This window comes from Paenibacillus sp. FSL H8-0079 (genome assembly GCF_037991315.1).
GTDB lineage: Bacteria > Bacillota > Bacilli > Paenibacillales > Paenibacillaceae > Paenibacillus.
Genome location: NZ_CP150300.1, coordinates 3,180,400 through 3,193,025 on the forward strand (window position 1 = coordinate 3,180,400; position 12,626 = coordinate 3,193,025).

Genomic DNA, 12,626 nt, shown 5'->3' on the forward strand with positions numbered 1-12,626 from the left:
ATGAGTAGCCATGTTTATTTCGAACCGGAGGAGAGCATGGCTTATCAGAGTGGTGGAGGCATTAAGCACGCTCTGATGAGCATTGCGGCAAGGTACATTGGAGCCAATCCTCCGCATCCCCCGGTCTACAGAGTGAGTCGACCAGGACTTGTACGCAAGTGTGATGATCACCGCTACGTCTTCCCGCTGGTGGATCTATTCCCCAACATGCAGAGAGGACAACAGGTCTATGCATGGGCCAAACTGTGGAGCGACAGTGATCAGGAATTTGTTTTTCATATCACCTGCTTCGGACCTGTTAGGCTATATCATAATGGCGTGCTGGTCTATGGTTCTGCTCCGGAGGAAGAATATCCTGAGATACCTGTTCTGAAACTGAAATGTCAACTGGACAGAGGCTGGAATCACTTCGTTCTTGAATTCAAATTAGGGAAAAAGGGGGGAGGTGGCCAGTTTGGCACTGGCTCCCGGAAGAACAAACCACTTCACTTCATTGTGCCTTCGCTCGAACGAGATGGGGAAGAAGGCTGGCTCTACAGCGAGCCGTTGGATGTTCCGTTGTCGGAAATTCCTTCTGGCCCCATGCGAGAGAAGGCCACTGGCGTTAACTGGTTGCCTCAGGAGGAAGACCCCGAGAAGCCATCGCCTTATGGACAGGTAGCACGGATGTATGGATTGACCAGTGGCATGTCTGCATATGCATGGACGAAGATAAGTGGTACGAAATGTGGCATTGAGACCGTGCTAATCTCTGGTGAGGCTTACAGCCCGATTGAATTCTCGGTGGATAGCAAGGTGTTATTCCGACAAGAGCAGGCCGGTCTCTTCCGTTTCGAACTGCCATTGTCTGCTGCGGTGCAAGATCTGACTGTAAAGTGTACATGCGGAGACCGGGATTGGGGATTCCGTATGGACCAGACTACACAAGAACTGCTGACGCCTGCACTGGATGTAAAAGGGCATAGAGACAACTGGCTGTACCTGGGTCCTTTTCAAGCGAAACAAGAGATTGATCTGTCTTCCTGCCAGAAGATGAAGCGGACTGTTCGTAGCGGAACAGGTGAAGAAGTATACTGGCGAACAGAGGTGCCAGGCGGAGAGGTACGTCCATTTCTGGAAAATGAATGGTATGGCCGATGGAACTATCCCCTGGGCGTCACGTTATACGGATTGCTTCAGCTCGGCAAAGCGGGTCAGCGAGCGGATATTCGAGACTATGTGCTGAACCACATTGAATTTGCCTCTTCACGTTTCAGCTACTCCTTATGGGACAGAGAACGTTATGGTGCAGCTGGGCTGAATAATCAGCTCTCCCATATCGACAGCCTGGATGACTGTGGATCTTTCGGCGCCACCATGCTGCTTGCCGATCAGGAACGCAAGTTGGACGGCGTTTCAGAGACGGCAGCTCATATCGCAGACTATATTTTGTATGAACAGGCTCGTCTGGAAGATGGCACGTTATACCGCAAGATTGGTGTCTCCAGATCGATGGATAACACGATGTGGTGTGATGATCTGTATATGAGCATCCCGTTCCTGTGCAGGTACGCCGAATGGTCAGGTGACGATGAGCTGCTGGATGAAGCGGCAAGGCAGGTTCTTTTGTATAAGAAGTATCTGTATATTCCAGAGCGTCAAATCATGTCCCATGTATTCGATGTGGAGCGAGGTGAGCCAACACGAACCCCTTGGGGCCGAGGCAACGGCTGGGTGTTGTTCTCCCTGTCAGAGCTACTGACGGCCCTTCCTCAAGAGCATCCATCCTATACAGTTCTCATTCAGTTCTACAGGGAATTGTGTGAAGGGTACTTGGCATTGCAGGGCAGAAACGGACTGTGGCATCAGGTATTAACGGACCCGGAGTCGTATGAGGAAACATCCTGTACCTCCATGTTCATCTATGCGTATGCCCGAGGGGTGCGAAAGGGCTGGCTTTTAGATCCGAAACCCTATGCACAAGCGGCGTATCAAGGGTGGAAGGGGCTATCGGCGCGCACAATTGATAAAAGAGGTAATGTATACGGCGTATGTCGTGGCTCCAGTTACTCCTTCACCAATCATTATTATAAGCACGAACTAGGGTGGAATCTGAATGATACCCATGGGATCGGCATTGTACTTCTTGCTGGGCTTGAAACGATTTCCATGCAGGAATGGCAGACGAACACGTCGGTTTTCGCTACGGAAAGGGTCGGAACACCGGAGAAATTGGAGAAATCATCTTTTTAGAGGGAGAAAATAGGCTGTTGGACCGGGTCGTATTGGGCATATGGGAACGGTATAATATCGGTATATTGCATATGAGGTGGGATAATTGTGACCCTTTCTTTCTTGAAGTGGCTAAAATTCAATGTCACCAATACCCAGACCCGGCTACTGCTAATTCTGACCGTTGTTGTCTTCATGATTATTATTGCGGTGGGGATGACAACGTATTATTCTTCCAAGTCGGTGTTACAGCAAGAATTAAGTGAGCCACAGCACCAGATGCTGCGCATCAGCATGAATGATATTGATGAAGTGATCCGCGAAAGTGACCAGATTGCGGTGAAAATTGCACTGAACACCAATGTATACCGATTTCTCACCAATGAAGTACAAGGATCATACCGCAATATTACGGAACTGGTACAATTTCTGGAAAATTTAATCAGTAGCACGTCCTTTATTAAGAGCGCTTACATTTATGATATGAATCGGGAGAGCATCGTTGCCTTTCCACAAGGCTACAGCTCCAGCAAGGTTAATTTCCCGGATTCGGGTTGGGTTGGCGTTGCCGATGAACTTGAAGAGCGTCCCATGCTGGTCAAGCAACGTGAGATTTCCACTTCTTCTGGTGCATCCATGCCGCAAATTACACTTTACCGAAAAATAATGATTGCTGGCGACTTAAAAGGGGTTATCGCAGTCAATTTCAAGACAGAGAAGATGTTCGAGCACATGCTGCTCTCATCCGTCTCCGACCTTGACAGCCATCGGTTCATCCTCGACACCAACAACCAGCCTTTATATGATCTTGGCAATTATGCCGTCGGAGAGGAGGCCGTCAGTCATGTGCTCACCCAACTGGATGGTGAAAAGCTTGGCGAGTTTAAGCATGAGGGTAAGCTTTTACTGGCTTCACAGACCATTTCACCTTACACCGGATGGCGCTATCTGTCCGTAATATCACAAGACAGTCTGCTGGCTAATGCACAGAAAATCCGTAATATTGTTTTCATCGTATCTCTGTTGGCTCTTGTAGCAGGAGCGGCCACAATCACATTTTACAATGCAGCTGCTTTTAGACCGGTAAGACGCATGAGGCAACTACTTAGTGGGTACGACCAGGAGAAAATTCATCCGGAAGAGATCGATCTGGAGAAAATAACGGGTCAACTGTTAACAGATCATGCTCAGCAGGCCATCAATCTCAGGCAGACCCTTCCGGAAGCTTCATCCAAATTTCTGACGGATATTTATAACGGACATATGACAGGAAGTCGGGAGATTAGCGAGAAATGGTGCCGTTACTTCAAGGATTGGAGCGATGAGCCACTCTCTATTGCTATGTTGTCAATTGATAATTATCAGGCCTGGTGTGAACGCTTCAAGAAATCGGATCACTCCCTGCTGAAATTTGCCATTGGGAATATCACAGCTGAACTGTTGTCTGGACAGTGGCGAGTGTTATCTGCCGATCTGGGCAGAGATCGGATGCTCGTGATGCTGGAACCGCTTGATTCTGGCGGGGGAATGAGCGTAGCGACATCAATTCGAGAGGCAATTGGCATGATTTCCCGCTTGCTCAAGTTCCAGGTGTCGAGCGGCGTTAGCGGGGGTCAAGACGGGTTCGTACACCTTCAGCGAGCCATGCATGAAGCGGAGAGTGCGTTGGATTACAGATTGTACCGGGGGAATGAGCGAGTTATTTCGTATGAAGAGATATCAGGTCTGCAACCGCCGGAGAACACATCGGAAGAACATGAATTCATGACTCAACTGACGGAGATCGTCGAAGCAGGCAGAGGCGAAGAAGCCCTGAAGGCTTTTGACAAAATAATCGGTCGAATGGCGCATGAGCAATGGCATCCTTCATCTGCACTGGCCTTTCTTGAAGCTGTTGCAGCTACACTTGAACGTATTCGCCTGAAGCGCGAGACAGAAGGTTGCAGACTCGAAATGGTGGATATGCGGACCATGCATCTTGAGGCTATCTGTGAAGTGCTTCGAAGTCAGATCGAAAGTTTGGCTGATTGGTTCGGTAGCCTTATGCTCAGCAAAGATTTTATACAATGCCAACATATGATTGCTTTTATGAACAACCACCTGGAAGATCCGGTAAGCATTCAGGAGATTGCCGAGCATGCCGGGATCGGAAGCAGTCTGGCAAGCCAATTGTTCAAGCAGGAAATGGGCGATACCATCCACGGATATTTCACCAAGCTTCGGATGGAACGTGCCTGTGAACTATTGCTGGATACGGATTACAGAATCTCCGAGATCGCAACGATGGTAGGTTATCAGCATGAGAACAGCTTTATTCGTGTGTATCGAAAATACAAGGAAATTACACCGGGTAAGTACAGAGAGATAATGCGAAGCCGTAGGGGTGTGCTAGGGGAATCTTGATCCATACATGAACCCCAGATAATGATAAGGAGGCAGAGCCATTGATAGATCGACATTCAGTCGTCACCAGGAATCATCCGGTATTAACGCAGCTTGAGCCCAGATCACCTTTATCAGTAGGTAATGGAGAATTTGCGTTCAGCGCTGATTTTACGGGACTTCAGACGTATCCAGATCTGTATGAAATACCTCTCGGTACACAATCCAACTGGGGGTGGCATTATACAGGCGGTCATCATGTATTCGGAGATGAGGATATTGTCTATCAAGCATTTGAGACATATGGCCGCAAAGTTCCATATCCCATGAAGCCGGAAGATAAGGAAGAAGCCTATCACTGGCTTAGGCAGAACCCGCATCGACTTCAGCTTGGACGCATTTCATTTCGTTTGTTAGGAGAAGATGGTCAGGACACGGACGTCGCCCATGTGGTCCCTGTACGTCAGGAATTGAATCTATGGACCGGAATTCTGCACAGTGAATTTACAGTACAGGGGGAGGAAGTGCGTGTAGAGACAGCCTGTGACCCACGACTCGATTGTATCGCCATTCGTGTACAATCCGGATTAATCCGTAAACAGCGTCTGCAGCTGTTTCTTGTATTTCCATCCCCTGATATGACACATCGGAGCTGGTCCAAATCAGTATTTCCCGACTGGAAGCAACAAGACAGACATTCTACTGTGCCGACATCGGTCACTTCGACTTCCGCATCATTGAAACGTGTGCTGGATGAAGATGAGTATGAAGTGAAATGGGTCTGGGACGCAGGCGAGCTGGAACAGACGGGAACCCATGAATTCACACTATCTCCCCAGGCCGTTCCAGACTCGGACATCTGGTCGTGCAGTGTTTCTTTTGCTGCACATAAGCCGGAAACCTTGCCAGCAGTTGCTGTATTGCAAGCAAGCTCGGTCCATTGGAATCGGTTCTGGAACGATGGTGGAGTGATTGATTTTGAAGGCAGCTCAGATCCGCGTGCCGCCGAACTGGAGCGCAGAGTAGTCCTATCCCAGTTCCTAAGCACGGTGCACAGCGGTGGGTCCATGCCGCCGCAGGAGACCGGATATATGTACAACAGCTGGTTTGGCAAAATGCATCTGGAGATGCATTGGTGGCATGCAGCGCATTTTCCACTCTGGAATCGTACCGATCTGTTGTGCAAGAGTATGGACTGGTACCTGACCATCCTGCCAGAAGCTCGCGAACTGGCCCATTCTCAAGGTTATGTCGGCGCGCGCTGGCCCAAAATGGTGGGTTATAACGGGCATCAGACTCCGTCGCCGGTAGCTCCGGGATTAATCTGGCAGCAACCACATCCCATGGCACTAGCTGAGATGTGTTATCTGTCCCTGTCTGATCCAGCCATGTTAACACGGTATAAGGATATCGTATTTGAAGCGGCTGACTTTATGGTGTCCTATGCCCATTGGGACGAGAAAAGGGGAGCGTATGTGTTAGGTCCGCCGCTTATCCCCGCGCAAGAGAATCACGCCATGAACGATAGTTTGAATCCGCCTTATGAATTGGAGTACTGGAAATTTGGCTTGGAGATTGCCATCCTGTGGGCAGAGCGATTGAATCATCCAGCCAATCCAGACTGGGCAAGAGTGGCTACGTACATGGCTGAACCTCGACATGAGAACGGCCTTTATCTTGCACATGAGAACTGTCCGCACACTTTTACCGATAAGAACCATGATCATCCCTCTATGGTCGGAGCACTTGGTCTATTGCCAGGTTCGTTGATCGATCCGGTGATCATGAGAAATACGTTGCTCAAGGTCAAAGAATGCTGGGACTGGGAATCCGCCTGGGGTTGGGATTTTCCGATGTGTGCGATGACAGCGGCCAGATTGAATGAGCCGGAGCTTGCAATGGATTTCTTGTTGATGGATGCGACGAAGAACACGTATTTACCTAATGGGCACAACTATCAGAGATCAGGGCTGTGGGCATATCTGCCCGGGAACGGTGGTCTGCTGACCGCTGTCGCCATGATGGCTGCCGGCTGGACAGGGGCAGGAGAACAAGCGAATCCGGGATTTCCGCGGGATGGAAGCTGGACTGTGAAGTGGGAAGGTCTTCATCCTTTGATGTAATCGTCAGAAGGCTAAACCCTCGAAATAACGGTACAGATGGCATAGTCCATCAGAAGGAGGATTTCGATATGGTTGGAACTTCGACAAGGTCAGTTACACAGGAACGCAGAATGTCTGTCAAAATAGCAGATACCTTGCTTTCCGAATGTCAGAATGGCAATCACCCCAAGATTGCAAACAAATGGGGTTATGTGGGCGGGATGACGTTAATGGCACTTGAACGCGCAGCCGAATGGAATCAAGAATCCCGCCATGCGGAACTTGTTCAGCGTCACATGGATGACCTCATCGAGAATGACGGCACCATTAGGACCTACCAGCTGAATGATTACAACCTGGATATGATCAATGAAGGCAAAAATCTGTTCAGTCAGTGGAAGAATTCCGGCAATGAAAAGTATGTTAAAGCGATCCTGCACCTCGTTGACCAGCTTAAAGGACAGCCCCGGACAAGTGAAGGTGGATTCTGGCATAAGAAAATATATCCCTTTCAGATGTGGCTGGATGGGATTTATATGTCTTCACCCTTTCTGGCTGAATACGCCAGTGTTTTCGATCACCCCGAGAGCTTCGATGAAGTGGCACGGCAGATTCTGTTGATTGAGCGAAAGACACGTAATCCACGAACTGGTTTATTGCATCATGCCTGGGATGAGAGCAAGGAACAACGCTGGTGTGATCAAAATACTGGTCGATCCTTTCATGTTTGGGGCCGGGCCATGGGATGGTATGCAATGGCGGTGGTGGATGCACTGGAGCATTTTCCGGTGGATCACCCACAGCGCGGACAGATCATGGGTATATTTGAACGAATGGCCTATGCGATTGCTCACGCTCAGGATCAGGATAGCGGACTCTGGTACCAAGTGATGGATCAGAACGGCAGAACAGGAAATTATCTAGAAGCCTCTGCTTCCTGTATGCTGACCTATGCACTCGCGAAAGGCCTCAGGTTACATTATCTGGCTGAGCTGAACCGTGAAGTCGTTGATCATGCCTATGCAGGCATATTGAAGCGGTTGGTCACTGAAGATGAAAATGGGGTGCATCTGCACCATATCTGTCATGGTGCCGGACTCGGTGGCAAGAAGTATCGAGACGGTTCTTATGAATATTACATCAGTGAACAGGTCGTTAGTGATGTACAGATGGGCGTAGCCCCATTCTTGTTAGCCAGTATTGAGATAGAGAGACTTGGAGCGAAAGAAGGGTGAAACATCACATAGACCATCCAGACACCTCAGGCACACGGCCGGACAAGAACAAACTATTGCTGAAATATCCCTCTTCCTGGTGGCAAGGGATGTGGCGAGAAGCACTTCCTTCCGGAAACGGTAAACTTGGTGCTTCAGTACAAGGTGGAATTCAGGCGGAAACCGTACTCTTGCAGCACAGTGAATTATGGCACTGGGGGCACAAGGATGAGCTGCCCGATGTCAGTTATACCTTATCAGAGACCCGCAAGTTAATGGATGAGGAACGATATCTGGAGGCAAGCTGGCATCTGACTCGTAAGCTGCAAGAAGAAGGTTACGCGTCAAGGCTGTCTTCCCGCTATCCGCTGGCAACAATGACGGTGGGCATGCCTTGTAATAACGCTTTTCGCAAATATCGGCGGGAACTGGATATGGACACAGGAGAAGTTCAGGTGCGCTGGCTGGAGGGGAGTCAGGGCTATGCAAGAAGTCTGTTTGTCTCGCGTGCAGACGATTGTGTTGTCTATGAGATCCAAACCCATAGAGTGAAAGATGGAGTAAGTGCGCAAGGAACAGGTTCAGCTGGGAATTCATTGCTGTCGGGAACTATAGGCCTGCAATTCCCGGAAGGTGACCGGGTGAGAGAAGACGATGAGTTCAACGTTCTAAAGTCGTCTATAACGATGAGAATCGACCGGGATGATCGTGGAGACTACCTTTGCTATGGCGGGAAAAATGACGATGGACAGGACTATGGTGCGGTGCTACGACTGATCCAATTGAACGAAATACCTGATGCGATTCATGATAAGCAAAAGGAAAGCGAGCCTAACGAAGATACGCACAGCAGGCAACTTCATTTCCATACCTCTGGAAAAGTGCTTGTGCTTGTGCTTGTCAAAATGTTTGCTACGGGTAGACGAGTGGAGGAATGGACACGGTTGAAGCAGGAACTCGCATTGCTTGAGAGCGACTACAATACGTTGCTGGATCGGCATATCTCACTGCATCAACCGTTATTTAGGTCCGCTGAACTTGATCTGGATGATGAGAATGATGACGGGCGCTGCAATGAAGAATTGCTTCTGGAAGCCTATGAAGGTGAAGCACCTACAGGGTTAATGCGCAAGATGTGGGCCTATGGTCGATATCTCTTCATCAGCGGAACTTCTGAACGTAGCGGATTGCCATTTGGATTATACGGCTTGTGGGGTGGAGATTATCGCTTGATCTGGGGCCACAATATGGCGAATGAGAATGTGCAAATGATGTATTGGCACACTGCGGTAGGTGGTTTGTCCAATCTGAATCGTTCGTTGTTCCGCTATTACAACGGATTAATGGATGACTTTCGGAACAATGCTCGCAAGCTATATGGCTGCCGTGGGATTTACATTCCCGCTGGAACAACACCGGGTATCGGGGTGCCTAACCAGATTGTTCCGGTAATCATGAATTGGACGGGAGTAGCAGGATGGATCGCCAGGCATTATTATGCTCATTATCAGTTCACTGGGGATAAGCAATTTCTGCTGGAGGAAGCCCTGCCCTTTATGAAGGAGGCCCTTCAGTTCTATGAAGATTTTCTGGTGCTGGGTGAAGACGGAAAATATAAGATATACCCGTCTGTTTCGCCAGAGAATACACCTGAAAATTTTATGCCTAAGCATGGACAGCCATTGGCCCACCCTATGCCTACAGCCATTAATGCGACTATGGACATTGCGATTATGAAAGAACTGCTACAGCATGTCATTGCAGCCAGTCGACGAACTGGAGTGCATACGTCTAAGATTCCTTGCTGGGAAGCCATGCTGGAGCATATGCCCGATTATCTTCTTGAACCTGAGGGAGCTGTGAAAGAATGGCTGCATCCTGCGTTTGAAGATCGACGTGATCATCGTCATCTTTCACACCTGTATCCTGTTTTTCCAGGACAGGAGCTCACCCGTGAAGAACAGCCAGAACTGTTCCAAGCGTTCGAGACAGCAGTTGATCAGCGAAGGCTTGGTGCTCAGAGTGGCTGGTCTCTTGCACATATGTCGTCCATATATGCTCGACTTGGCAATGGTGAGCGAGCGCTGGAAAGTCTCGATATTCTTGCGCGCTCCTGTGTGCTGAGTAATGGGTATACGTTGCATAATGATTGGCGCAATATGGGGGTATGTATGTCCATGCCTGCTGCCCCCATTCAGTTGGATGCCAATATGGGCTGGGTTAATGCAGTACAGGAAATGCTTCTCTATGTATCAGAACAATGGATCAAGCTGCTGCCGGCTTTGCCAGAACGCTGGGTACGAGGTTCCATACACGACTGGCGTATTCCCGGAGGTAGTCTGTCCTGCACATGGGATCAGAGCTCAGGTTTGTTCCGGGCAGAAATCAGCGCCTGTCGCCGCATCATGATGAAGCTTCATATTCCTGAATGGGTAAAAGCATGCGAGATGCTCAGTAGAAGTGCCTGCCTGTGTGAACTTGATGAGAATGGCATCTATGAGCTTGAGATTGAAGCTGGAGGGGAACTCATTCTGGAGCAAACAAGGTTTGGAAAAAATGATGAATAAAATGCCGCCCTTTGGCGGCATTTTTTACATAGGGATCTAATCAATCTTATAACTTCCGATCGTATCTACTTCACCATTTCCGCTAATCTCCCGGACAGAGACGTTATGCGGTTGATGATTAATGATCAGTTGAACGGTATCTCCGGATTGGATTTCATACAATGAACAGGTCGCCTCACTTACTACGATCCCATCGAAGACTTATTTTCCAGTCTAAGCGTGCTGCTGTTTTTATGGTTAGGGATGTAACGGTGGTTAGATGAGTTTTGGATCATCTGGGGTTCGATTGGCCTTCACATATTTGAGCTGCGCAACGATGATGACGCTGATGATCACCAGCAGGAACCACGAACTGATCTTGCTAAAGCTAACCAGTTGCCAGGTATCATGCTGATCAGGATATTTCCAGGCGTTGAAGAATGTAGCGATATTCTCGGCAGTCCAGATGAAGAACCCGACAATGATAAAAGCGAGCGATAACGGCATTCGATAGGTCGTTGTCCGTACCCGGTAGATAATCCACGTTTTCCAGAAAACAATAAATACAAGCGCCGTTAACCACCAGCGAAAATCGGGAATAAAATGATGGGTGAAAAAGTTAATATAGATGGCTGCTCCGAGCAGAACGGAAGGTAATAAACCAGGCCAGCCGGTCATGTCCATGCGCAGTCTTCGCCACACCTGACACATAAAACTGGCTACACTTGCATACATGAATCCACTATACAGAGGGACACCAAGGATTTTGGTGTAGGCTTGCTCCGGGTATGACCATGATCCCATCCATACTTTATAGATTTCCAGCACCAGGCCAATAATGTGAAATACACAGATGACCTTGATTTCATCTCGGGTTTCCAAGCCGCTTCGATACATCAGGTACTGCACTGAAAGCAATACAAGCAGAATGGCATCATATCGATGCAGGAAGGGGATCGGGATTACGCTGGAGAGAGCCAATGTTCCAAAGATCGCTACAGGAAATATGCAGCTCATGGCCTGATGATAGCCGAAATGAAGTAGTTGTATTAGAGGTTTCAATTCAAGTTTCGCTCCTTTCATAACACGTTTGAACATCATTCAATGATATGATTTAAGGGTGTTCATCATGGGCGTTTTTTTGCCTACACTCCATAATATAGAGTTCATTGATGAATAAAAAGAGAAAAAAATGCGCAAATCTGTTCTTGTTTTCATATTAAAACGAATACCCTTCATTGATAATGATTTTCAATTAGATTAGAATAAAAGAATAAAAAGCTCACTACGTCTCGCATAACGAGAGGGATGTGACTATACCAGGAGGAATGAATATGTTGATTCAAACTCGAAGCATTATTGTCCAAAAGGGATATAGTGATAAGATTGTGGAACGTTTCAGTGGTCCAACTCCGGTTGTGGACATGCCCGGTCTGATTGATTTCAGTGTCATGGTCAACAAGAAAAGTACAGAGAACGAAGAAGTGATGGTCATCATTCGTTGGGAATCGGAAGAAGCATGGAAGAACTGGGAAAAAAGTGATGTTCATATTAAAGGCCATCGTGAGAAGAGAACACAGGAGAAACCTGATTATCTAATAAGCACGACCGTAAATATGTATCAGGTACAGACCGTGAAAACAGGCAACGGTTCTGAACAAGGGTCATAATCAGACAGCGATTCTTGGAATTCGGCCGATTCTATGAGAAGGCTCTATGAGAGGATGATAGGGTGGCTCCATGTATATTCTCTCGTGGTTATGTTAAAATGAAATTCGTACAATTACATTAGACAAGGAGGCCGCTATGCAACCGATCAAACCTCAAGACATTCAGCTCCGGATCAATCAACTTGCTGATCAGGACTTATACGTACATCTCGAACTCACGTCAGGTGCTTACGCACACCACATGGATAGCACAAGACATCCAGCATCTGCATTCATTACCAATGCGGCCATACGATATACGCAGGGCTCCATCTCAGGTACAGGTCCTTACCGGGTTGGTCTGAAAACAACTCAAGGTTGGCTCTACGCCGAAGGCCTTACACACATTGATGAGCAGGAAGAAGAAAGACTGATTCTAGCTGGTCACGACAGTCAAGGCAAACTGGTTGTGGCGTTACAACTGAGTCGGGAGATGTTCTGATGAAGACGGAGGATGGAATA

The 12,626-nt window shown here is 48.2% G+C and carries 9 protein-coding genes; 7 read left to right on the forward strand and 2 right to left on the reverse strand.

Translation table 11 applies throughout. The features are described 5' to 3' along the window. From MHI06_RS14230 to MHI06_RS14250, 5 genes are all read left to right on the forward strand, one after another. Window positions 1-2,232 carry a glycoside hydrolase family 88 protein gene (locus MHI06_RS14230; RefSeq protein ID WP_340401917.1) on the forward strand — a complete coding sequence of 744 codons (2,232 nt, stop codon included), beginning with the start codon at window positions 1-3 and terminating at the stop codon, window positions 2,230-2,232. Window positions 2,233-2,319: 87 nt separating this feature from the next. After that, window positions 2,320-4,614, forward strand: a complete 2,295-nt coding sequence (locus tag MHI06_RS14235) for an AraC family transcriptional regulator (RefSeq protein WP_340401918.1) — start codon at window positions 2,320-2,322, stop codon at window positions 4,612-4,614. Window positions 4,615-4,658: 44 nt separating this feature from the next. Next, on the forward strand, window positions 4,659-6,716 hold the full coding sequence (locus MHI06_RS14240) for a glycoside hydrolase family 65 (RefSeq protein WP_340402114.1): 2,058 nt from the start codon (window positions 4,659-4,661) through the stop codon (window positions 6,714-6,716). Between the two features lie 68 nt (window positions 6,717-6,784). Continuing rightward, complete coding sequence (locus MHI06_RS14245) at window positions 6,785-7,930, forward strand: glycoside hydrolase family 88 protein (protein WP_340401919.1); 1,146 nt, start codon at window positions 6,785-6,787, stop codon at window positions 7,928-7,930. Then, entirely contained in the window at window positions 7,927-10,476 is a 2,550-nt protein-coding gene (locus MHI06_RS14250; RefSeq protein ID WP_340401920.1) for a glycoside hydrolase N-terminal domain-containing protein, read from the forward strand. Before MHI06_RS14245 ends, MHI06_RS14250 begins: the two co-directional genes overlap by 4 nt. Window positions 10,477-10,512: 36 nt before the next feature. Here MHI06_RS14250 and MHI06_RS14255 read toward each other — a convergent pair whose 3' ends face one another. Both MHI06_RS14255 and MHI06_RS14260 read right to left on the reverse strand, forming a co-directional pair. After that, window positions 10,513-10,638 carry a hypothetical protein gene (locus tag MHI06_RS14255; protein WP_282435641.1) on the reverse strand — a complete coding sequence of 42 codons (126 nt, stop codon included), beginning with the start codon at window positions 10,636-10,638 and terminating at the stop codon, window positions 10,513-10,515. 93 nt (window positions 10,639-10,731) lie between these two features. Next, entirely contained in the window at window positions 10,732-11,517 is a 786-nt protein-coding gene (locus tag MHI06_RS14260) for a DUF817 domain-containing protein (RefSeq protein ID WP_169479506.1), read from the reverse strand. 272 nt (window positions 11,518-11,789) lie between these two features. Here MHI06_RS14260 and MHI06_RS14265 point away from each other — a divergent pair, with 272 nt between their 5' ends. Beyond that, entirely contained in the window at window positions 11,790-12,125 is a 336-nt protein-coding gene (locus MHI06_RS14265) for an antibiotic biosynthesis monooxygenase (RefSeq protein ID WP_340401921.1), read from the forward strand. 136 nt (window positions 12,126-12,261) lie between these two features. Further along, complete coding sequence (locus MHI06_RS14270; protein WP_062834334.1) at window positions 12,262-12,606, forward strand: YojF family protein; 345 nt, start codon at window positions 12,262-12,264, stop codon at window positions 12,604-12,606. Window positions 12,607-12,626 lie beyond the last annotated feature (20 nt).

Bases quoted from the DNA above. Each gene is read 5' to 3' on its own strand.
- MHI06_RS14230 (WP_340401917.1), top strand. From the start codon at position 1: ATGAGTAGCCATGTTTATTTCGAACCGGAGGAGAGCATGGCTTATCAG.
- MHI06_RS14245 (WP_340401919.1), top strand. From the start codon at position 6,785: ATGGTTGGAACTTCGACAAGGTCAGTTACACAGGAACGCAGAATGTCT.
- MHI06_RS14265 (WP_340401921.1), top strand. From the start codon at position 11,790: ATGTTGATTCAAACTCGAAGCATTATTGTCCAAAAGGGATATAGTGAT.
- MHI06_RS14270 (WP_062834334.1), top strand. From the start codon at position 12,262: ATGCAACCGATCAAACCTCAAGACATTCAGCTCCGGATCAATCAACTT.